At 53.2% G+C, this 19,402-nt stretch carries 25 protein-coding genes, 1 tRNA gene and 1 pseudogene; 20 read left to right on the forward strand and 7 right to left on the reverse strand.

Features of this window, described 5'->3' with window-relative positions; translation table 11 throughout:
- The 9 genes and pseudogenes from ACK4HN_RS11015 to ACK4HN_RS11055 all read left to right on the forward strand — a co-directional run.
- Positions 1-193 (forward strand): hypothetical protein (locus ACK4HN_RS11015; protein ID WP_409877654.1); only part of this gene is annotated, 193 nt, incomplete at its 5' end.
- Positions 147-308 (forward strand): annotated as a pseudogene (locus tag ACK4HN_RS11020) (hypothetical protein); the annotation flags it as partial. The gene ACK4HN_RS11015 and the pseudogene ACK4HN_RS11020, both read left to right, overlap by 47 nt.
- A gap of 36 nt (positions 309-344) precedes the next feature.
- Positions 345-686 carry a YadA-like family protein gene (locus ACK4HN_RS11025; RefSeq protein WP_409877667.1) on the forward strand — a complete coding sequence of 114 codons (342 nt, stop codon included), beginning with the start codon at positions 345-347 and terminating at the stop codon, positions 684-686.
- Between the two features lie 502 nt (positions 687-1,188).
- On the forward strand, positions 1,189-3,312 hold the full coding sequence (locus ACK4HN_RS11030) for a putative bifunctional diguanylate cyclase/phosphodiesterase (protein WP_409877656.1): 2,124 nt from the start codon (positions 1,189-1,191) through the stop codon (positions 3,310-3,312).
- 94 nt (positions 3,313-3,406) lie between these two features.
- Positions 3,407-3,646: a hypothetical protein gene (locus tag ACK4HN_RS11035; RefSeq protein ID WP_409851515.1), complete on the forward strand. Its 240-nt coding sequence runs from the start codon at positions 3,407-3,409 to the stop codon at positions 3,644-3,646.
- A 3-nt stretch (positions 3,647-3,649) separates the two neighbouring features.
- Positions 3,650-4,360 carry an ABC transporter ATP-binding protein gene (locus ACK4HN_RS11040; RefSeq protein WP_409869162.1) on the forward strand — a complete coding sequence of 237 codons (711 nt, stop codon included), beginning with the start codon at positions 3,650-3,652 and terminating at the stop codon, positions 4,358-4,360.
- Between the two features lie 18 nt (positions 4,361-4,378).
- Positions 4,379-4,451, forward strand: a tRNA-Arg gene (locus tag ACK4HN_RS11045).
- A 19-nt stretch (positions 4,452-4,470) separates the two neighbouring features.
- The gene (locus ACK4HN_RS11050; protein ID WP_409869161.1) at positions 4,471-4,938 is read left to right on the forward strand and encodes a hypothetical protein; all 468 of its coding nucleotides are present in this window, start codon (positions 4,471-4,473) and stop codon (positions 4,936-4,938) included.
- A 62-nt stretch (positions 4,939-5,000) separates the two neighbouring features.
- Complete coding sequence (locus ACK4HN_RS11055; protein WP_409869160.1) at positions 5,001-5,717, forward strand: DUF4079 domain-containing protein; 717 nt, start codon at positions 5,001-5,003, stop codon at positions 5,715-5,717.
- Here the strand turns inward: ACK4HN_RS11055 and ACK4HN_RS11060 are convergent.
- The 3 genes from ACK4HN_RS11060 to ACK4HN_RS11070 are packed head-to-tail and all read right to left on the reverse strand — an operon-like array spanning position 5,714 to position 9,034.
- Positions 5,714-6,319 (reverse strand): heme-copper oxidase subunit III, encoded by a 606-nt coding sequence (locus ACK4HN_RS11060; RefSeq protein ID WP_409869159.1) that lies wholly within the window; start codon positions 6,317-6,319, stop codon positions 5,714-5,716. The two genes, ACK4HN_RS11055 and ACK4HN_RS11060, sit on opposite strands and share 4 nt — an antisense overlap.
- Positions 6,320-6,340: 21 nt before the next feature.
- Entirely contained in the window at positions 6,341-7,993 is a 1,653-nt protein-coding gene (gene ctaD, locus ACK4HN_RS11065; RefSeq protein WP_409869158.1) for a cytochrome c oxidase subunit I, read from the reverse strand.
- Between the two features lie 42 nt (positions 7,994-8,035).
- Complete coding sequence (locus tag ACK4HN_RS11070; protein ID WP_409869168.1) at positions 8,036-9,034, reverse strand: cytochrome c oxidase subunit II; 999 nt, start codon at positions 9,032-9,034, stop codon at positions 8,036-8,038.
- Between the two features lie 190 nt (positions 9,035-9,224).
- On the opposite strand from ACK4HN_RS11070, the gene ACK4HN_RS11075 reads away from it, so the two are divergent.
- The 9 genes from ACK4HN_RS11075 to ACK4HN_RS11115 all read left to right on the forward strand — a co-directional run bounded on the left by ACK4HN_RS11075 (position 9,225) and on the right by ACK4HN_RS11115 (position 16,626).
- Positions 9,225-10,223, forward strand: a complete 999-nt coding sequence (locus tag ACK4HN_RS11075) for a phosphodiester glycosidase family protein (RefSeq protein WP_409877658.1) — start codon at positions 9,225-9,227, stop codon at positions 10,221-10,223.
- 66 nt (positions 10,224-10,289) lie between these two features.
- Positions 10,290-10,442 (forward strand): photosystem II reaction center X protein, encoded by a 153-nt coding sequence (locus tag ACK4HN_RS11080; RefSeq protein ID WP_409869156.1) that lies wholly within the window; start codon positions 10,290-10,292, stop codon positions 10,440-10,442.
- A 103-nt stretch (positions 10,443-10,545) separates the two neighbouring features.
- Positions 10,546-11,385, forward strand: coding sequence for a Ycf66 family protein (locus ACK4HN_RS11085; RefSeq protein WP_409869155.1), 840 nt, complete (start codon positions 10,546-10,548; stop codon positions 11,383-11,385).
- A 25-nt stretch (positions 11,386-11,410) separates the two neighbouring features.
- A complete protein-coding gene (locus ACK4HN_RS11090; protein ID WP_409869154.1) occupies positions 11,411-12,196 on the forward strand; it encodes a nuclear transport factor 2 family protein in 786 nt (261 codons plus the stop codon).
- Entirely contained in the window at positions 12,193-12,993 is an 801-nt protein-coding gene (minC, locus tag ACK4HN_RS11095; protein ID WP_409869153.1) for a septum site-determining protein MinC, read from the forward strand. Before ACK4HN_RS11090 ends, minC begins: the two co-directional genes overlap by 4 nt.
- A 38-nt stretch (positions 12,994-13,031) precedes the next feature.
- Entirely contained in the window at positions 13,032-13,835 is an 804-nt protein-coding gene (gene minD, locus ACK4HN_RS11100; protein ID WP_409851491.1) for a septum site-determining protein MinD, read from the forward strand.
- The gene (gene minE, locus ACK4HN_RS11105) at positions 13,832-14,152 is read left to right on the forward strand and encodes a cell division topological specificity factor MinE (RefSeq protein ID WP_409869152.1); all 321 of its coding nucleotides are present in this window, start codon (positions 13,832-13,834) and stop codon (positions 14,150-14,152) included. Before minD ends, minE begins: the two co-directional genes overlap by 4 nt.
- On the forward strand, positions 14,149-15,357 hold the full coding sequence (gene cruG / locus ACK4HN_RS11110) for a 2'-O-glycosyltransferase CruG (RefSeq protein WP_409869151.1): 1,209 nt from the start codon (positions 14,149-14,151) through the stop codon (positions 15,355-15,357). Before minE ends, cruG begins: the two co-directional genes overlap by 4 nt.
- 33 nt (positions 15,358-15,390) lie before the next feature.
- The gene (locus ACK4HN_RS11115; protein ID WP_409877669.1) at positions 15,391-16,626 is read left to right on the forward strand and encodes an aminotransferase class I/II-fold pyridoxal phosphate-dependent enzyme; all 1,236 of its coding nucleotides are present in this window, start codon (positions 15,391-15,393) and stop codon (positions 16,624-16,626) included.
- 51 nt (positions 16,627-16,677) lie between these two features.
- Here ACK4HN_RS11115 and ACK4HN_RS11120 read toward each other — a convergent pair whose 3' ends face one another.
- Together ACK4HN_RS11120 and ACK4HN_RS11125 are read right to left on the reverse strand one after the other, a co-directional pair.
- Positions 16,678-17,163 (reverse strand): glycosyltransferase, encoded by a 486-nt coding sequence (locus tag ACK4HN_RS11120; RefSeq protein WP_409869150.1) that lies wholly within the window; start codon positions 17,161-17,163, stop codon positions 16,678-16,680.
- Positions 17,164-17,256: 93 nt separating this feature from the next.
- A complete protein-coding gene (locus tag ACK4HN_RS11125) occupies positions 17,257-17,463 on the reverse strand; it encodes a hypothetical protein (RefSeq protein ID WP_409877659.1) in 207 nt (68 codons plus the stop codon).
- A 331-nt stretch (positions 17,464-17,794) separates the two neighbouring features.
- On the opposite strand from ACK4HN_RS11125, the gene ACK4HN_RS11130 reads away from it, so the two are divergent.
- The gene (locus ACK4HN_RS11130) at positions 17,795-18,097 is read left to right on the forward strand and encodes a TM2 domain-containing protein (protein WP_409869148.1); all 303 of its coding nucleotides are present in this window, start codon (positions 17,795-17,797) and stop codon (positions 18,095-18,097) included.
- On the opposite strand, the gene ACK4HN_RS11135 is transcribed toward ACK4HN_RS11130, so the two are convergent.
- Both ACK4HN_RS11135 and ACK4HN_RS11140 read right to left on the reverse strand, forming a co-directional pair.
- Positions 18,091-18,519, reverse strand: coding sequence for a hypothetical protein (locus ACK4HN_RS11135; protein WP_409869147.1), 429 nt, complete (start codon positions 18,517-18,519; stop codon positions 18,091-18,093). The two genes, ACK4HN_RS11130 and ACK4HN_RS11135, sit on opposite strands and share 7 nt — an antisense overlap.
- 33 nt (positions 18,520-18,552) lie before the next feature.
- Positions 18,553-18,885: a DUF760 domain-containing protein gene (locus ACK4HN_RS11140; RefSeq protein WP_409869146.1), complete on the reverse strand. Its 333-nt coding sequence runs from the start codon at positions 18,883-18,885 to the stop codon at positions 18,553-18,555.
- A 138-nt stretch (positions 18,886-19,023) separates the two neighbouring features.
- Here ACK4HN_RS11140 and ebsA point away from each other — a divergent pair, with 138 nt between their 5' ends.
- A complete protein-coding gene (gene ebsA / locus ACK4HN_RS11145; protein WP_409869145.1) occupies positions 19,024-19,398 on the forward strand; it encodes a type IV pilus biogenesis protein EbsA in 375 nt (124 codons plus the stop codon).
- The last annotated feature ends 4 nt before the right edge of the window (positions 19,399-19,402 follow it).

Below are 19,402 nucleotides of genomic sequence, written 5' to 3' on the forward strand. Positions count from 1 at the left end.
TCATGTTGCCCCTGGCTTCATCTCACCAACAAGTACAGATGCAATTAATGGAAGTCAGCTGTCAGCGCTCATCAACCAACTCTTTGCCTCTGGTATTTGCTCTATTACAGGGGCAACAGTAACTTGCGGCAACATTGCCCTTGGAAATGGTGCACTTCCTACGGGGGCAGGTAGCATTGCTATTGGTATATAGTGCTACTACACCAGCGGCCAACGGTGTTGCTATTGGCACAGGTGCTAGTGCAACTGGTTCCAACAGTGTTGCTATCGGGGCAAATTCCGTCGCCAATCAGCCAAATACAGTCTCTGTAGGTGCACCGGGTGCAGAGCGACGTATTACTAATGTGGCCACACCGATTGATCGCACCGATGCTGTCAACAAAGCCTATGTGGATGCCATGGGGGCAGTGGCTCTAGGGGCAGCCAATGCCTACACGGATGCCCAAATTAATCAATTAAGGGGTGAGGCTTTTGCAGGAATCGCCTCGGCGGCAGCCCTAATGCCGATTGTTCCTGCCCGTTCTGGGGAAACCACATTTAATGCCGGTGTTGCGACGTATGGTGGCTATACAGCGGCGGGGGTGGCCATGGCACATCAAATTGGGCCAGTGATTATTGATGCGGGGGCGAGCTTCTCTAGTGCTGGGTATCCTTTAGTCCGCATGGGAATTGGTGCTCGCTTTTAGTGTTGGCGGTAGTTGCCCTCTAGTCTAGCAGAGAGCCGCAGGTCGTAGGGCCTAGCGGTTCGTTTGCTGTATTTTTGATTGGCTTTGTCCTGGTTAAAAGTCTATGAATCATATTTATTTTTAATAATCTTTGCTCTGGTGGTGCTTACCTGCTTTAATTCGACGGCGATCCTCCTTGGTCGTTATGATGGACTTAGAAAGAAAAAATAAAATTAATAATCTCCTAAAATCGCAGTCCTTTATTAGTCCACGATAGTAAAAGCCCTGGTGAATAAAAATGCTTCAGAAATCAACGATCCCCTCCCCGATGAGCCATGATCCCCATGGGTTGGTGGATAGACCACAAACAACCTCAGAGCAAGGCTTATACTGTTCTTTGCTCAACCTATTGATCCTTGAGAACATCCCCCAATCGGGTGAAATTTTGTATCCTCATCTTGCAAAGGTGGATTATGTTTACTACCAGGTTTACACCTGTTTATATTCTCACTTAACCCCTGGTGTGGTTGCCCAGGCTAAACCTCATCTGCTGGTTCTCATTGCCCAAGGGGATTACGTCCTTAAAGAAGTACAAACACTGCAACAACGTTATCCACAATTGCCCCTAGTGGTCATTGATCTTGGCGATCGCCCCGATTTGGCCACCCAAGTCCTGCACAGTGGTGCTCAGGACTACTTGAGTTTGCAAGAACTTAGTCCCAACGTGCTGGCGCGCAGTTTCCGCCATGCCATCGATCGCCACCAAGCAGAACAACAACTGCTCCGCCAAGCCCAATACGATCGCCTGCTGGTGAAAATTACCCAGCACATTCACCAATCCCTTGATCTGAGCACGATTCTCGAAACTGCCGTCAAGGAGGTACGCCAACTCTTGGGGTGCGATCGTGTGCTCATTTATCGTTTCCTCGATGATTGGCGCGGCATCATGGAGGTTGAAGCTGTCGTTTCCCCTTGGTTGTCGGCTCTTGGGGATGTCGTGGGGGATTCCTGTTTTACAGAGCAATACATTGACGCCTACAAGCGTGGTCGCATTCATGTGGTGAATAACTTAGACACAGCGGCTGTTGACTCCTGCTATCGTGACCTGCTAGCCCACTATCAAGTCAAGGCCAATTTAGTTGTCCCCATTGTAGTGGAAGGGCGGCTTTGGGGGTTGCTGCTCTGTCACCAATGTGTCCATCCCCGCGACTGGCAAGACAGTGAAATTGAACTGATTAAGCAAATTTCAACCCAGTTGGCGATCGCCATTCTGCAAGCGGAACTCTATCAAAAAGCCCAAAGGGAAATTCAAGAGCGCAAAGCCATCGAAGCCCAACTCCTTTACCAAGCTCGCCATGACCACCTCACCCATTTACCCAATCGCTGGCTCTTTGAGGAACACTTGCGTACGACCCTCAGCCATGCTGCAGCGCACCCCAACTACGACTACGCTGTCCTCTGTTTGGATGTAGATCACTTCAAGACTCTCAACAACAGTCTAGGATACTCCATTGGCGATTTGTTCCTGCAGGCATTTGCCAAGCGGCTCAGTGGTTGCGTCAGTCCTCAAGACGTGGTGGCCCGCTTAGGGGGGGATGAATTTGCCGTGTTGCTCAACGACATTCAGGGTATAGAACAGGCGCAAACTATTGCCCAAGGGCTGCGGGAGCGCCTCAGCCACCCCTTTGAAATTGATCACTACACCCTCTACAGCACTGTGAGTATTGGCCTTGTGATGGGAGGTGCCCATTACACCAGTAGTGAAGAACTCTTGCGGGATGCCAACATGGCTATGTACCATGCCAAAACCAAGGGGCACAATCGCATTGCTACTTTTAACCCAACCCTGCTACAACAGGTGCGCGATCGCCTGCACCTAGAAGTCGAACTGCGGCAAGCCATTGAACGGGGTGACTTTGCTTTACACTATCAGCCCATTGTCAGTCTCCGTAGCCAATCCCTGCGGGGCTTTGAGGCCTTGCTCCGTTGGCAAAAGGGGGATACCCTCATTTCCCCTGAGGTCTTTATTCCTGTTGCCGAAGAAACGGGGCTGATTTTTGAACTCTCCCGCTGGGTCTTGCGCAATGCCTGTGAGCAGTTACGGCAGTGGCAGCAAAAGTACCCCAAACTGCAGTCCATGGGCTTGACAATGAGTGTTAATCTTTCTGCCAATCAATTTTCTTTGCCCACCCTTGTGGCTGAAATTGAACAAACTCTTGAGCACCGTCACTTGAGGGGGCAGTTTCTCAAGATTGAAATCACTGAAAGTGTGCTGATGCAGCACCTAGACTCTGCTCGCGAGATCCTCGCTAAGCTAAAGGAGCTGGGCGTGCGCATTAACATTGATGACTTTGGCACCGGGTATTCCTCCCTGAGCTATTTGCGCAATCTTCCTCTGGATGGCATTAAAATTGACCGCTCCTTCATTTCCCAAATGGATCGCAGCCAAGCAGACCTAGAGGTGGTGCACACGATTTTGGTTCTGGCCCGCAACCTGCACCTTGATTGCATTGCCGAGGGCATTGAAAACACGACTCAACTACAACTGTTGCGATCACTTCAGTGTCCCTTTGGCCAAGGCTATCTTTTTGCCCCCCCTTTAACGCCAGAAAAGGCTGAGGTTTATCTCCAAGAGCACCTCCTCTAAACGACACTCAAAGCAAATGGATTCGTGATTTCCTTAGTTTTGAAGTGTGTGCCCCCAGGATTTAGGATAGTGGCAGTGCTCTTGGATTTCTCAGATGGCCAGCTTATTTGACCAAAACTTTCGCTATACCGATCGCGCCCGCGCCATCTTCAACGAACTGCAACGCAATCTCCATCCCATCTATAGGGAGCTACTGGAAGAAGGGTTCTCCCCTCGGGAAATTACTGCCCTTGTCACCAGTGCGGCTGCCCAAACCGAAAATGCTGCCATTGCTGAATGGGAAGAGGCGAGGGGTGGCTCCCACAACCCAGAGGAATCACAGACCACGGCCTAGGGGATGACTGCGCGCATTTTGGAAGTTGAGTCCCTGAGTGTCCACTACGGTGGCATTTGTGCTCTGCGAGAGGTGAGTTTGTGGATTGAAGCCGGAGAGTGCATTACCCTTGTGGGTGCCAATGGGGCTGGCAAAACCACCCTCCTGCGTGCCATCTCTAAACTCGTTCCCAGCGAAGGAACCATTCGCTTTGCGGGTCAATCCATCGCCGGGCGATCGCCCCATGAATTAGTGAGGCTGGGCATTGCCCATTGTCCGGAGGGGCGTCAGGTTCTCGCCCGCCAAACTGTACGCGACAATCTCCTGCTGGGTGCCTACTGCCGTCGAGATGAGGCGCAGATTACCCAAGACCTTGAAGAGCAACTCAAGCGTTTTCCCAGACTACGAGAACGGCAACACCAACTGGCGGGAACCCTCAGTGGCGGTGAGCAACAAATGCTGGCGATCGCCCGTGCCCTGATGAGTCGTCCTCGCTTACTGCTCCTTGATGAACCCAGTTTAGGCTTAGCCCCCAACCTTGTGCGGGAAATTTTTGCCATCCTAGCGCAACTGCGGCAACAGGGGATGACGATGTTACTTGTTGAGCAAAATGCTCACCTTGCCTTGCAATTGGGCGATCGCGGTTATGTGCTGGAGGCGGGTCAAGTGACCCTAAGCGGTAGTGCAGCAGCTCTCCTGAATGATCCACGGGTTCAGCAAGCCTACCTTGGTTAATGCTATGATGAAAAAACTGGACGTGTGGCTCAGTGGATAGAGCATCAGATTCCGGTTCTGAGGGTCGGGGGTTCGAATCCCTCCACGTCCGTTTCTGAGGGATGGGAATCATGACTGAATCCATTACCCGTTCTGAATTGAGCCAAATCTTGGATGCTATCCAAGCCCTAGACAAGAAGCTGGATATTCACATTGTCACTAGTGGCGAGAGGTTCCAAAGGCTTGAGGACAAAATTGATGCTGTGGAGGCAAAGCTAGAGCAGCGCATCAATGCTGTGGAGGCCAAGCTGGAACAGCAGATTAATGCCGTGGAGGCCAAACTAGAGCAGCGCATCAATGCTGTGGAGGCCAAACTGGAACAGCAGATTAATGCCGTGGAGGCCAAACTAGAGCAGCGCATCAATGCCGTCGAAGCCAAACTAGAGCAGCGGATTGACACAGTAGAGTCCACCTTGCAGGATATTTCCAAACGCCAGGCAGGCACAGATGCACGCCTGTGGGGATTTCTAGTGACGCTGTTGGTGGCTACCGTTGGATTACTGACTAAACTGCTCTTCTTTGATTTACCGCGTCCCTAGGTGGCGATCGCCCCTCCATTTCTTACGCTACCTTAAAACTGGCTTTGTCTTTCTCAGCCCGTATGTTTCTCAACCTCAAAGACATCATTTTGCTGTTGCATCCCATCTTGGCCTGCACATTTATTTTTCCTGTGATTGGTATCACCACGTTTTTTGCACTGCAAACGCGGCAGCGGCGCCTCAGAGAAACTACCTCAATTCCTGCCACAGTTGGCCATCTACACATGAAATTGGGCAATCTCTTGGCTGCGGGCGTGATTGGCATCACATTAGTGGCCTTGGCCTATTCAGTGGTGTTTGGGTTTCAGGGCTTCTTAATGCAAGCGGAGCACAAGACGCTGCAACCGCTCTCTGTTGTCCTAGAGGCGTTGATGTTTATTGTCACCATTGCAGCAACAGCGCTTCTGTATCGCGCTCAATCAAAAGTCTGGCGCGCTGTTTTTGCCACCCTCTCCGCGATGGGGGTGGTCATTCTCGCCTTTCAGCCAGGGGTCTTTCGCCGCGATGACGAGTGGTGGGTTTCCCACTTTTACTTTGGCTTAGCGGCTGTGATGCTGATGATCTTTTCTGTGGCCATTGGGCGAGAGATTTACCAAGATCGATCGCTCACGTGGCGGCGGATTCATATTGGTTTGAATTCCCTTGCGTTGATTTTGTTTCTCTTGCAGGGAATTACGGGTACCCGTGACCTCTTAGAAATTCCCTTGAGTTGGCAAGCACCCGTGGTCTATCAGTGTAACTTTGACCCGCGATCGCCCCAGTTCAAGACCTGTCCCTAAAAGCGAGTCAGAATGTACAACAGGATGAAAAGAATAATCCAGATCACATCCACAAAGTGCCAGTAGATCTCTGCCATGGCTACTCCCGTATGCCTGTGGGCGGTGTAGTGGCCGGGGCGGCGCGATCGCCAGATCACCCCCAAAATGAGCAAAATGCCAACCAAGACGTGGAGACCGTGGAAGCCTGTCATCACATAAAAGCAGTTGGCAAAGACATTGGTGCGCAGGCCATAGCCAAGGGTGAGGTACTCATAGACTTGCCCCCCCAAGAACACCGCCCCCATGGCTGCCGTGATCCAATACCATTTGCGCATGGCGCGGACATCATCCCTCTTGATGGCAAGATCGCCGTAGTGGATGACAAAGCTACTGGAGAGGAGAAGGAGCGTGTTAATGGTGGGCACAAGAAGCTCCACCTCGGTGCCTTGCGGTGGCCATTGTGCATGCATTCCCCGCAGGAGTAAATAGGCCGCAAAAAGGCCACCAAACATCAGGGATTCAGAAATCAGAAAAATCAGCAATCCTAACACCCGAAAGTCAGGGTGCTCATGGGCATGATCAGCAGTTATGGCGGTGGTCTGAGAATCAATCGTCCCTTGCATGGCGATCGCTCCTAAAACAGGCTATGCTTCTTCATTTTCAGGCGCATCTGCTTGGCGCTGGTCAAAACCATAATCATAGGGACCTTTGGTGACTACGGGCAGCACTTCCCAGTTTTCAATCAGCGGCGGTGAACTAGTCGTCCACTCCAAGCTCAGGCCACCCCAAGGGTTATCGCCAGCAATTTTGCCCTTATTCCAGCTCCAAAGGATGTTAATCAGGAAAGGAATAATTGAGAAGGCAAGAACAAACGCACCAATCGTACAAATGAGATTAATCGGCTCAAACTGGGGATCGTACATGGCCACTCGCCGTGGCATTCCCTTCAGTCCCAACTCGTGCATTGGCAAAAAGGTGAGGTTGGTGCCAATGAAGGTGAGAACAAAGTGCACAATCCCCAGTCGCTCATCGAGGAGCCGCCCTGTCATTTTGGGGAACCAGTGGTAGATCCCCGCGTAGAGACCAAAAACGGATCCCCCAAAGAGGACATAGTGAAAGTGAGCCACCACGTAGTAGGTATCGTGGACGTGAATATCCACGGGGGCAGTCCCCAAGGTCACACCGCTCAGGCCACCCAAGACAAACATTGACAATAGGCCAATGGCAAAAAGCATAGCGCTGTTGAGGCGAATTTTGCCTCCCCAGAGGGTGGCGACCCAACTAAAGATTTTCACGCCTGTCGGCACAGCCACAATCAACGTCGAAATGGTAAAGAACATCCGCATCCAAGGGGGAGTGCCGCTGGTGAACATGTGGTGTACCCAAACAAAAAGCCCCACACAGCAGATGGCTAAACTGGAGTAGGCGATCGCCTGATAGCCAAAGATAGGCTTACGGGCATGCACGGGAATCACCTCGGACATAATGCCAAAGATGGGCAAAATCATCAGGTACACCGCCGGGTGAGAGTAAAACCAGAACAGGTGCTGGTAAATAATGACATTGCCGCCGGCGTCGGGCTTATAAAACGAGGTGCCAAAGTTAATATCAAACAGCAGTAAAATCAGACCCACCGCCAGTACGGGCGTGGAAACAAGGGCCAATAGAGAAGTGGCAAGCATCGCCCAGCAAAAGAGGGGCAGTTGATCCCAGCGCATACTGGGCACTTTCATCTTCCAGATGGTGACGATGAAGTTCACCGCCCCCAAAATTGAGGAGGTGCCCACCAGGACAATCGCCAGAATCCACATACTCTGGGCAGTGGTGGCCGTGATCGTACTCAAGGGGGGATAGGCCGTCCAACCCGCTTGGGCACCCCCAAAGAGAAAACTGGCCAACAGTAGCGCCCCTGCCGGTGGGTTCAACCAAAAAGCAAGGGCATTCAAGCGGGGAAAGGCCATATCCCGTGCCCCTATCATCAAAGGCACCAAGTAGTTGCCAAACCCGCCAATGGCCGCTGGCACAACCCAAAAGAAAATCATGATTGTGCCGTGGTTGGTCATGAAGGCATTGTAGAGATTGGGATTCAAAAAATCGGAATCAGCCGTTGCCAGCTCCGTGCGCATAGCCACCGCCATCAGGCCGCCAATCAGGTAGAAGATAAAGGCAGTGACCAAGTATTGAATGCCGATGACCTTGTGATCAACGTTGAAAGTGAAATAGTCATACCACTTCCATGCTTTGGGGTGCTCAGGGAGCGACAAGGGGGCATCTAGCGGCAGTTGTGCTTGCGCCATAACTCTCTCAAAAATGCAACAGAGGGAAGAAAACGAAAAAAACTAAAGGGGTTTAAGCTCAGGAGGGTGGGTCATGGCTTTCACCTGCGCCACCAATTGTGGGGTAACTCCTATTTCCTCGAGATGGCGCTCCCTCAGGGAGGGGATCACTGGAGCAGAGGCAGTGACTTGGTTTTGAGTGCGCCACACTTCAAAATCGTCTGGGGTATGCACAATCACCTGCGTGCGCATAGCCCCATGGTAGCCACCACAGAGTTCTGCACAGACAACGGGGTACGTTCCGACCTTTGTGGCCTTAAAGCGTAGTTCAGTGGGCACCCCCGGAATTGCATCCTGCTTTAAGCGAAACTGGGGCACCCAAAAGGAATGGATGACATCGCGGGCAGAAAGGTTTAACTGCACATCCTTGCCCACCGGAATATGCAACTCCCCAGAGACAATGCCACTGTCGGGGTAAGTAAAAATCCATGCATACTGCATGCCCATCACATTGACAACCAAATCGGGGGCTTTCCCCTGCACATCGGGGCTGGCGCCAATGCCAATTTCAGGAGTTTGCGCTGCTGCTAGAAGGGCACTGGCATCGCTGGTCGTTTCCGAGGGGGCTGCGGCAACCACCGCTACCGCTGACTTCGGTGTATGCATTGGTTTATGCATTGAGTGCATGGCATGATCCCCTGGATTCAAGCCCCCCATGCGCTGGAAAATATCTACACTGTAAATGCCAAGAAAAATCACAATTAGCGCAGGAATTGCCGTCCAGAAAACCTCTAGGGGTAAGTTGCCCTCAACGGGTAGGCCATCCCCTGTCTCGCCGGCACGGCGGCGATAGCGAATCACGAAAAGAAGAATGGCACCCTGTACCACCAAGAAGAGAGCCGTACCAATGGTGAGCATAATGTTGAAGAAGTTATCCACCAAGGGAGCTTGCTCAGAGGCCTGTTCCGGCAGCAGGCCATGGTGATGTCCAACCCAAAAGCTAATCAGGGTGACAACAACACCAGCGGTGAGTGTCCAAATTGAAGCGGGTATTTGTTCCATGGTGCCAAAGCGTCCAGAAAATCCCACCCTGATCCTAGGCAGATTCCCCAAGGATGTGGATTAAAAGAACCTAAAGATTTATGTTGATTTATTCACTATCCTTAAAGCAGCTTGGGACAGAGTCATCCGTTTTTGCGTCCTCAGTTAGAGATAGCTCACCGACACTGAAGGCCTTGGCGGAGGAAAACAGATGCTGAGTGTGCTGCCTTGGGTTGGCGTTTCATTAGCGACTCTCCAATACTCAACCCACAGGGTGGATCAAACACAGGTGTACATGGTGGCAGCTCCAATGGCAGATTATCGGGTGGTGATGACCGAGCCTACCCCCAGTGGTGAGGACACTTACTTAGAGACGACAGCGGCTTTTGCGCGGCGCACAGGAGCGGTGGTAGCTATGAATGCAAATTTTTTCCGCTGGTTGAATGCCAAGTCTCTGCGCTCTTTTCAGGACTATCAAAAATGGATCATGGGGGAATTGGCGCCCGATGGCATTAGCTACGCGGCACTGCGGCAGACTTGCTTAACAGGCCGGGGGCAGATTCCTGCAGGCGTTCTCGGAGCTTACATTGCGAATGGCCGTGTGGTGCGCCCCTATGAGGGGGGCTATGCAGCCATGGTTCACTTTCCTGCCCAAGGAGGAATTGAGTTTTATCGCGGCAGATTACCAGCGCAGCCCTTTAATGTAGTCAGTGGCTTGCAGCAACTTTTAGAAGGCGGCAGAAAGCTACCCGTCGATGGGAGCGATCGCACGTCCCCGAAGGCCATTCTCGGCAGACGGGGCAATGAATATATTTTCGTCGTTAGCGATGGGCGGGGCAATGGCGGTTCACCGGGAGTATCTTTTCCACAACTGCAGGCGTTTTTGCTAGAGCAGGGGGTGACGGAGGCCACGGCAGTGGATGGCGGCGAATCGGCAACCTTGGTGGTACAGGGGCAAGTAAAAAATCATCCCCGCGATCGCTATTGTGAACTGGCGCGTTGGTTACCCGCTCCTACCCTCACGTTTGTTAATCCTGAAGAGGAGGCTCGCGAAGCGGCGATGGCCATGGGGCGATCGCTCAGACCTGTCGGGGCAAATATCGGCTTAGTTCCGCGAGAACAACCCCAAGGACTTCTTTCCTTTGCGTTTTGGGAGCGGATTCAGCAACGGCTGCTGACGCGATTGCGGGCTTGGCGGCACTGGTTCTAATCCCTGAGAAGGGAAGCCAGATTTTGTTAAAATCCTAGTGTTCACTTTGACCTGCAAGCAACAGCCATGATCTACTTTGCGTACCCTCTACTGTTGACGATTACCCCTTCCCTCAAAGGTTTCTTTATTGGCCTGGTCTCGGGAGCCGTGGTTTTGGGTCTCACCTTTATTGCCCTCATCACCATTAGCCAAATTGACAAAGTGCAACGTTCCTCCTAGGCGTCAGACCAACGGGTGCGGTTGCTAATTGCCGCTAGAATAGGGTCATGGCCATAGGGCTGTGACTCCCAGCTCTATTCTGCCCTTCTAGGCAACGGGTTAAATGACTTATCTTTCCTTCTCCCCTCTCCTGGGTCAAATTGTCAATGTCGGTCTTGGGCCTGCTGGCATCTTAGGAATTGGCCTCGCTGTTGCTGGGGCGCTCCTCTATTTCCTGCGTTCGATTCAGCCAGAGTTAGCGCGAGATCACGATATTTTCTTTGCCGCAGTGGCTCTGCTGTGCGGTGGGATTCTTTTTTTCCAGGGGTGGCGCCTCGATCCAATTCTGCTGTTTGGCCAGTTTCTCCTGACGGGCACTGCTGCCTTTTTTGCTTACGAAAGTATTCGTTTGCGGCGGGTCGCCACAGAGCAAGCGCGGCGAAATACCCCGATTGTGGATGAAGAGCGCCCTGTCAGCCGCAGCTACACCTACCGTGCAGAGATAGAGGAGTTTGAACCCTACGAAGACGAGGAAGAAGTGGAGGAGGACTATCCACCTCTACGGCGCATTCGCGGTAGCCGTGATGTCTCGCGATCGCGCTACGAAGACGAGGATGTAGAGGATACTCCCCCCGTCGGACGGTTACCCTCGCGGCGCAGCAGCCCACCCCCTAGCCGTCCCACGGTACGTCGTCCCCCCTCGCGTCGGCCGCGACCGACAACACCACCGCCAGAGGAGATTGTGGATGAACCCTATCGTCCCCCCGCGCCCACGCGCCGTCCCACGCGCCGTCCGCCGCCAACAACGGAAACAGCCACAGTGAGCGATCGCCCCCTCCGTCGCCGCCCTCCCCGTCCCCGTCCTGAAGGCACCACGGATGGGAGTGAGTATGTACCCTATCAACCTCTAGATCGTCCCCCCACTGACGAGCAGGATAACTCCGCCAATTTTGATGATGAGTAGACCCAAGGAGCAAAGGCGGTTCACCATGCGTCGCTATCTTCTAGTCTCAGTGCTTGGCTTGGCAGCAATTTCTGGGGGGGTTCCGAAGCAGACTTGGGCAGCTCCCCTGGGACAAGCTACTCCGGCTGCCTTGCCGCAATCGGTGCAAGTAGTGATCAACGGTTTAGATGCAGCAGCCAGCGAAAAGAATTTAGACGCCGTCTTGGCTTTCTATGACCCTGAATTCAAAACGGGGGATGGCCTCACCCTTGAGATCTTGCGCAAACAACTCCCCGCTTTTTGGCAACCGTACCATGACCTTCGCTACCGCACAACCGTCAACCGTTGGCAACAGCAGGGCAATGACTGGATTCTTGAAATTAGCACCACTATTGAAGGCACGGGGGGCACCAGCGATCGCCCGCAAACCATTCGTGGCAACCTGCAAGCCATCGAGGTCATCCGCAACGGCAAAATTATTCGCCAAGACATTACCAACGAGAAAACCACGATCACCATTGGTGCAACACCACCCACAGTTCAATTTTCGCTCCCCCAAACGGTGCGTGCAGGTGAAGAGTTTAGCCTTGATGCCATTGTTCAAGAACCCATTGGCAATGCCATTCTCCTTGGCGCCACCAGCGATCAGCCCATTAACGCCCAAACCTATGCCAATCCCAGCTCTGTGAAATTGGAACTTCTCTCTGCGGGTGGCATTTTTAAGGTGGGACGCGCTCCCAAAGAAGCGGGTAGCCGCTGGGTCTCGGTGGCCTTAATTCGGGATACGGGCATGGTCTTGATTACACAGCGACTGCGGGTAGAAAAACCATGAGTGAGGCGGAGTCAACCCCTGTAGAAGAACCTGCCTTGAAAGGTACTGAAAGCTCTGAGGTCACTCTTGAGGTTGAGCAAAGCACACCCATTATCAGCGGCCTTGCTTTAGAACACTGTGAAGGGCGTTGCCGACTCACGTTGCCCCCTGATTTGGACTGGATTGATTTGTGGCCACAGTTGCAACTCTACCTTGTCGGTCAAGAACACCTCTGGGCAGAGACCTTACCCGTAGATTGTGCCTGTGGGCAGCGACTCTTGGATCAGTCACAGCTTCAACAGTTGGCCGAGGCTCTCAGCGAGCATCAGTTGCGACTGGACAAAGTTATTACCGAACGACGCCAGACGGCGATCGCCGCTGCTACCCTTGGCTACAGTGTCCAACAGGGGACACCGCCCCCCCTTTTGATAAAGGACACCAATGGCAACTCAGAACCCACAGCCAACCCCCTCTACTTGAAAACAACCCTGCGATCGGGGATGGAAATTCATCATGATGCCAGTGTGGTTATCGTTGGCGATGTCAATGCCGGTGCCAGTATTATTGCCGCCGGAGATATTATCGTTTGGGGGCGCTTACGCGGGATTGCTCACGCCGGTGCCAAGGGTAATCTAGGGGCACGGATTATGACCCTCGAAATGGCGGCCACACAGTTACGGATTGCTGATCTATTGGCGCGGACACCCGATCCCCCAAACCCGCCTTATCCAGAGGTGGCCTACGCCACAGACCAAGGGATTCAGATTGCCCCCGCCTATACTTGGGGGCGAGCCTTCACTGTATCCGAGACACCTTGAGATAATCTATTCTAGTAAGCCAATTCCTAGGGAGTTCAATGGGGCGCACGATTGTCATTACCTCGGGTAAAGGGGGCGTGGGGAAAACAACCACCAGTGCCAATATTGGTGTTGCTTTGGCCAAACTCGGGCGATCGGTGGTGCTCATTGATGCGGACTTTGGCTTACGCAACCTTGACCTATTGCTCGGGCTGGAAAATCGCGTGGTTTACACCGCCATTGATGTGCTCAGCGGGCAGTGTCGCTTGGATCAAGCCCTTGTGCGCGATAAGCGCCTCAATAAACTGGTGTTGCTGCCTGCTGCCCAAAGCCGCAATAAGGATGCCGTTACCCCAGAGCAAATGCGACAGTTGGCCTCAGCCCTGAGCAAGCACTATGACTACGTGCTCATTGATTGTCCAGCGGGGATCGAGGCGGGATTCCGGAATGCCATTGCCCCCGCTCAGGAAGCCTTGGTGGTGACCACCCCAGAAATTGCCGCAGTGCGGGATGCTGATCGCGTGATTGGCCTGCTAGAAGCCTACCGTATTCGCAACAGTCATCTCATTTTGAATCGGTTGCGCCCAGCAATGGTGGCTGCCAACGATATGATGTCCGTCGAAGATGTCCAAGAAATTCTTTCTATTCCCCTGATTGGCATTGTCCCTGAGGATGAGAAGGTGATTGTTTCCACCAATAAGGGGGAACCGTTGGTCTTGGCAGAGTCTCCATCTTTGGCGGGGCAGGCTTTTATGAATATTGCCCGTCGCTTGGAGGGGGAAAAGGTTGAGTTTCTCGATTTAGAGGCGGCAAGCGGGGGATTATTCAGCCGGATTCGACGCTTGTTTGGGGCAAAGGGATGATCAGTGAACTGCTAGAGCGGTTGTTTACGCGCACTCCCCCTAGTCGCACCACCGCTAAAGAACGCCTGAAGCTGGTTTTGGCGCACGATCGCACGGCACTAACGCCAGAAGTTTTAGATAATTTGCGGCGAGATATTTTAGAGGTGGTCTCCCGCTATGTGGAGTTAGAAACGGAGGGGATAGCGGTTTCCCTAGAATCGGATCAGCGGACAACGGCCTTGATTGCCAATTTACCGATTAAACGGCTAAAGCTCTCCCCAGAGGATGCCCCGCCGCCAGAACATTCCCCATCAGAGAACGAGGCAGAAGAACGTTGAGTACCATTACAGTTGGGCTGGCAGCGATCGCCAGCGGCGCGATCGTGGCACAGGCACCTTGGGCGGCTATTTTAATCGCTCGCTTAGGATCGAGTTGGCGACGCCCTTCCCTACTGGAACCCCAGCCCTCACACCCAGAAAATTTAGCCAAAGTCTCAGTTGTTGTCCCCACCCTCAATGAGGCACAGCGGTTGCAACCCTGTTTAGAGGGCTTAATGCGCCAAGGCTACGAGGTGCGGGAAATTCTTATTGTCGATAGTCATTCCCAAGATGGCACGGCTGAGATGGTGCAGGCCGCGCAACACCGCGATCCGCGTCTGCGACTGGAGTTTGATCCCCCCTTACCAAGGGGGTGGGTGGGACGGCCTTGGGCATTGCATACGGGCTTTTGTCGTGCCCATCCTGAGAGTGAATGGATTTTGGGCATTGATGCCGATACACAACCACAACCCGGACTTGTGGCCAGCCTTTTGGAGACAGCGCAGCGGGAGCAATTAGACCTCATTTCTCTCTCACCCCGCTTTATTCTCAAGACGGGAGGCGAATGGTGGCTGCAACCGGCGTTGCTTTTAACCTTAATCTATCGCTTTGGGGCAGCGCGCGCAGTTGAAACTCAGCCCGAACGAATTTTGGCCAATGGTCAATGCCTGCTGATTCGGCGATCGCGCCTTGAGGCGATGGGCGGCTACCAAGTGGCCGCTGCTTCCTTTTGCGATGATGTGACCTTGGTGCGGGCGGCTGCGGCGGCGGGGGCACGGGTGGCCTTTCGCGATGGCTCAAAGGTGATCAAGGTGCGGATGTATGAGGGGATGGCGGAAACATGGCGAGAGTGGGGGCGATCGCTCGACCTCAAGGATGCAACCCCAGCAGCACAGGTGTGGGGCGATGCCTATTTCCTCTGGGCTGTACAGGGACTACCCTTGCCCCTATTGATTTTGGGCTTGATGGCACTGGCTCTGACTACTCCCACCTTGCCTCTTGAGATGATGACATTGCTCAATGGCCTGTTGGTGCTGATCCGCTGGGGCATGACACTAGCGATCACCCCTGTGTACGATTGGCAGACGGGTCAAGGACGCTGGCTCTTTTGGCTTTCCCCCCTTGCCGATCCCCTCGCCGTCCTACGAATTACCCTTTCCTCTTGGCAGCGCCCCAAGCAGTGGCGAGGACGAACTTATTCTGCCGACACTCAACCCTTGGTTTAGAACTATCTTTACTACACTTTGGTTGGCTCAATGATGGGTCTCAACGTGAAAACTTCCCTCGTAACAGATGCCCAACAAGCACTTGCAACTACGTTTGCGGAAATTGATAGCCGCGTCAAGGAAAATTTGGATCGGGTTCTAGGAGCCTTTCGTCAGCAGCGGCTGGGAGTGCATCACTTCAGTAGCATGACCGGCTATGGTCACGGGGATCTGGGGCGTGAGGTGCTCGATCGCGTTTTTGCAGAGGTGATGGGAGCAGAGGCTGCTCTAGTGCGGGTGCAATTTGTCTCTGGTACCCACGCGATCGCTACCGCCCTGTTTGGGGTGCTCCGCCCCGGCGATGAACTAATTTCCCTAGCGGGTGCCCCCTACGACACCCTAGAAGAGGTGATTGGCCTACGGGGTCACGGCCAAGGCTCCCTCAAGGACTTCGGCATTCACTATCGCGAGATTCCTCTGTTGAGTACGGGCGAACCCGATTGGGGGGCGATCGCCACCTGTGTCCAACCCCAGACCCGCATGGTGCTCATTCAACGCTCCTGTGGCTATACATGGCGCCCCAGCCTCAGCCTTGAGGATATTGGCAAAATGATCCAACTGATCAAGAGCCAGAATCCCAATGTGGTTTGTTTTGTGGATAACTGCTACGGCGAATTTGTCGAAACCCAAGAACCGCCCCATGTTGGCGCTGATTTAATTGCGGGTTCTTTGATTAAAAATCCCGGCGGCACGATCGCCACAGCGGGGGGCTATCTAGCCGGACGCGCCGATCTTATTGAGCAGGCCAGTTATCGCCTGACAGCACCGGGGATTGGTCATGAAGGGGGGGCCACGTTTGATCAACATCGTCTGCTCTTTCAAGGGCTGTTCTTAGCACCACAGATGGTCGGCGAAGCCCTCAAGTGTGCCCATCTTTTAGCCTATGTCTTTGACCAACTGGGCTATCCCGTCAACCCTGCCCCCCTCACCCGCCGCCGCGATGTCATTCAAGCCATTCAATTAGGCAGCCCTGAGAAGCTAATTGCCTTTTGCCGCACGTTGCAGCGCTACTCCCCCGTGGGTTCCTACCTCGATCCCGTACCTGCACCCATGCCCGGCTATGCCGATGATCTGGTGATGGCTGGGGGCACCTTTATTGACGGCAGCACTTCAGAGCTTTCTGCCGATGGCCCGCTGCGTCCGCCCTATATTGTCTTTTGCCAGGGGGGGACTCACTGGGCGCACATGGCCTTGATTTTAGAGGCTCTTTTAGAAGATCAGGCGCTTTGACGCCAGCCATAGTCTTGGGCAACCACTTCCCATTGGCACAAAATGCTCTGCTCAAAGGCTTCTGCTATGTGGGATCTGGTGTGCCTGGGTCCCCATCCGCTGGCGATAGGGGGCATTGTCTAACAGCGGCGCAATAGCGGCTGCCCAATCTTGGGAGTCCCGACTGTAGACCACTATCCCATCCTCCCTTGACGCTTGCGCATATTGACGGCCGCCATCAAACCCAGAAATGACGACGGGCAACCCCGCTGCCCGTGCTTCCAACACCACATTGGGGCCAGTTTCCGACTCTGAGGGAAAAACAAATAGATCACTGCTGGCATAAATTGCCCCCAATTTTTCTTGGGGCACTTTCCCTATAAGGGTGACGCGATCGCCCAAGGGGTTTTTGACAAGGGTAGCCTGTGCCCCTTCGCCAACAATCAACACATGGAATGTCTTTCCTTGATTTGCTAACACTTGATTTGCTAACACTTGAGCCGCCTGTGCCAACAGCAGCACATTTTTACTGGCATCCACTCGACCCACAAAAAGCATGATCGGCACCGCTGGCAGGTGATACTCCTCCCGTAGTCATTGGGGATTGCCAAATCGCGGATGAAAGCGATCGCGATCAATGCCCCGCTGAAATCATGCCACCCGCTCAGGGGGCAAAAACGTAAGTAGCCAATCGGCATCCTGCTGCCGCAAGACCAAGACGCGAGCGCTAGTCTGCATAAAGCTCGCTAATTTACGTTCCGCTTGGTAACCAAACCACTGATCCACCTGCGATTTCTCCAGCCATAGCCAGCGCCAAAACTCCCGCCCCCAACTGCGGCCACTCATGCGCCAAATCATTTCCCGTGAAGGCGCATAATTTCCAATGAGTGCGTGCTGAACTGGGGCGGTAAGAATTGGTAGCGAACATTGGCTGCTACCTCTCAAGTTTGCCGTTTTGCGCTAGGGAGGTAAACGGTCAGGTCAACGCGGTCTGGGTAGTGGCTGGCCGCTTCAGCAAAAGTTCCCAACATTTGACATGTCCCCCAGCATGGGGTTGCCATTCTAGGCAAATACATTCAAGGCAAATAAAGACAGCAACAGATAGCGGTTCGGGCAATCCAGACTCCTCAAGATTGCATTTTGCTAAACATTATCTGAATATCCAATTGTAGGGTGATTCAGTGTTTCAATGATGCGCTACCGTAATCGCGCGATCGCCATTCTCTTAGCCTTGGCCGGCATCTTTCTCCCCGGACTCCATAAGTTTTATTTGCGCCAACCCCTATGGGGTGGAGTTTACCTGCTGCTGGGGCTGTTTTTTTCGACAACACCCCATGGTTCTCTGGGCAGTGTTGCTCGCATTGCCTGTGTGATTGAGGCCGTATGGTATTTGTTTCAGGGGGCGGATGCCTTTGATGCTACCTTTAACCCTGAGATTAGTGCTGTCGTTCCAAAGCTCACCGCGTCTCGTCTTGAGGAATCTACTCAATAGCGCCAGTAGCGACGACCTTGCCAGAAAATCCCCACGGCTGTGCCAATCAGGAACACATCGGTCAAGGGGAAAAATAGGGGTCGCAGTCCCAAGGCACCGCCAAAAAAGCTCAAGAACGCACTGGCCATTAGGACACACAAAAATAACGCCCAGAGGGTACCGCTATGGATAGGTGCTGGATTAAACCACACCTCTAGAGCAATGACTGCCACCATCCCAAGACCAATGCTCAGACCAAGGCGGACTAGGAGAACCAAAGGAGGCTGAAGCAGGATGGTCAACGCCTCGCGGACAGAGGCAACGGCACCGCCAATATAGTAAAGCCCAGTATCAAACAGCGCTGCAAGCAAGGCAACGAGGAGACCTGTGGGCACCAGCGATCGCCAAGGCAGTGCCTTAAACTGTTGCCAAGGATCGGACACAAGCAAGACTCACTTCAAGTATCTTGGCAGAACCTAGGGCGTGGGTAGATCGCCGAGGCTCATTTCCAGTTCCATGCGCTGTTCCATTTGGCGCAGAAAATACCCCGTCATCATGGCTGAGGCCAATAACCCCGCAAGGTTGTCGCGATCGGTGGCAATTTGCACATTAAACTCCTCGGAGGGGAGGCCGCCCACGAGACCTTGGACATTTTGGCTAATAATTTGGCGAATTTCTGGACTGACGGAACGGGCAATGCGGGTCAAAACTTCTGGCGATTGCTTTTGCAGGTACCTCAGGAGCAGATTGGGCTGCCCATCATCCGTAGAAGACGGGTAGAAATTAGCGTTTCCGGGATCAAAAACCATAGGCAGTGCTCGTTAGCTATGTTAACTATATGTTACCAAACTGAAATACGCTACTAGAGCCAAGGCAACTATGCTACCTGCTCTAACTGTAGAATAGACCTCAGCACTCGGTGAGACTGAATACACAAGGATTCTTGCATGACCGCCCTCGATCAGCTTCAGCCTGCCAACCCGCGGGAAGTCAATATTTTTGCCCCCTACATGCGTGCTCAGAAACGTCCGCTGCTGCCCTTGGGCATCGCCCTCTACCGTTTGGGGAAGTTGGAGGGACAACGGGGGATTGAAGGCGGTAACAATGTTGATTTTGTTGCCACATGGACGATCGCCAATTTGCCGGCGGATTTGTCCCGCTGTACGGTGACCTTTGATAACTCTCCTGATCTACAGTACGAAATGTCCATCACCACGTTTGAACTGGTGGATCATCTCATTGATGTAATTATTAACTATAAAAAACATCGTATTGCCGATTTTTCCAAAGCGTTCTATCGTAAGCTGTTACGGCTTGACTAGCGAG

Source organism: Thermosynechococcus sp., from assembly GCF_046299655.1.
Lineage (GTDB): Bacteria > Cyanobacteriota > Cyanobacteriia > Thermosynechococcales > Thermosynechococcaceae > Thermosynechococcus.